This is a genomic window from Clostridium sp. (assembly GCF_018372875.1).
In the GTDB taxonomy this organism is placed as follows: Bacteria; Bacillota; Clostridia; order Clostridiales; family Clostridiaceae; genus Clostridium.
Window position 1 is genome coordinate 1 of the sequence record NZ_JAHAIF010000101.1, and the last position, 1,503, is coordinate 1,503.

The 1,503-nt window shown below is 31.7% G+C and carries 2 protein-coding genes; both read left to right on the forward strand.

Features of this window, described 5'->3' with window-relative positions:
* Window positions 1-302 precede the first annotated feature (302 nt).
* Window positions 303-656: a hypothetical protein gene (locus KIB46_RS16255; RefSeq protein WP_291673266.1), complete on the forward strand. Its 354-nt coding sequence runs from the start codon at window positions 303-305 to the stop codon at window positions 654-656.
* Between the two features lie 5 nt (window positions 657-661).
* Window positions 662-1,111: a hypothetical protein gene (locus KIB46_RS16260; RefSeq protein ID WP_291673268.1), complete on the forward strand. Its 450-nt coding sequence runs from the start codon at window positions 662-664 to the stop codon at window positions 1,109-1,111.
* The last annotated feature ends 392 nt before the right edge of the window (window positions 1,112-1,503 follow it).

A 1,503-nucleotide genomic window follows, 5' to 3' on the forward strand; every position in this document is an offset into this window, starting at 1 on the left:
TACCACCTATGCCACCTTTCAACCTAAAGTAAAAGAAAATATCGTTGTAACTAAAATATCGATACTACAATAGTGTCGATATTTTTTTCTTAAATATGTAGTTATACAAAGTAACTTCATAATACTAAATATGGAAATAGACAAATCAGAATGATAAAATAGTGGTAAGGATTTGGAATACTAAACTTTAATACTAAAAATACAAAAACAGACTCTGCCCCAAGGGGGTAAGTAACCCTAAATTAGATTATGTTACTTCAAATGGATTAGAGTTAGAAGCTACACCAGGTGAGACAACGACGGTGTTAGGCACATATAGAAGTGATACGGGTGCAATTCTTGATGAGTTAGGTAATGTAAAGTCTCTTGATTTTGGACCAAGAGATGGCAGCTTTAATTTACTAAATACGCCCGATGAATTATATGTTTCTCCTAATCAATTTTGGAATGAATATAATAAACCATGGTTAAGTAATGCAATAGAAAGAAATGATATATTTAAAATTGCAACAGAACCTACATGGGATAACTTAACTCGAACAAATATGTATACAGGAAAAATAGAACTTACAGGATTTGGTAGAGAGTGTGCATATTTGAAAAAACATGGATATTCATTTGATAGTATTACAAAAACTATGTCTAGGTCGAGGTGAGAACAGTGGATAATTTATGGACAAAGATTAATGACGAAATACCAACATATATGGCAAAATTGTGTCAAAAGCACAATTTGAAATGTGTAAGAGTATCTGAATTAAAAACAGCTATGGTAGGAGAAGATTTTTCAATACTTATTGCGGTTGACAGATTTGATATTGAATTGTACTATTTGTATAAACAAGGGGATAAAATAATTAAACATCCATGTGGAAGTTATTTTGCACAAGCATATGATAGTAAAGATAGAGAAGATTTATTAAGTGGAGAGGGAGCAGATGTTTTTGTAAGAAATTGTATTCTGATAACTTCGCATGGATTGTCTAGTAAATGGAAGGATGTTTTAGAAGGAGATAAAAAATGGTTAGATAAATATAAGAGTTCATCTAGTTATGCAACAGAGAAGTTGACAAGCGATGAAATTGATGCGTTAGCTGATATATTTATTTAATTATGGTTATACTTTAGCACTTCAAAACCCCTAATTCAAAAAGCTATTTTAATCGCTGTCTGTTCACGAAGTGAATAACACACAGCGATTAATAATAGCTTTTTGTCATTTACCTAAAGGGGAAAGGACACCTATTGCGAAATTTGCCACTAGGAATAGGAAAGGATTTGTCTGACATTTTCTTGAGGTTATTTTGCAAAAGTTTGATTTTACTGACTTCTTATGAGTTGATAAAAAACAATCTTCCACAGAACCAAAGTTTACTTGATTATCTACAACTCCAGTGATATAGCCACTTAAAGTTATTGATGAGAAAATCGGAAGTTAATTTTCGTTCTAGGTGGTGTATATACTGTAGTTAAAGATCCAACGTTATTAGTAGAGGGGATAGC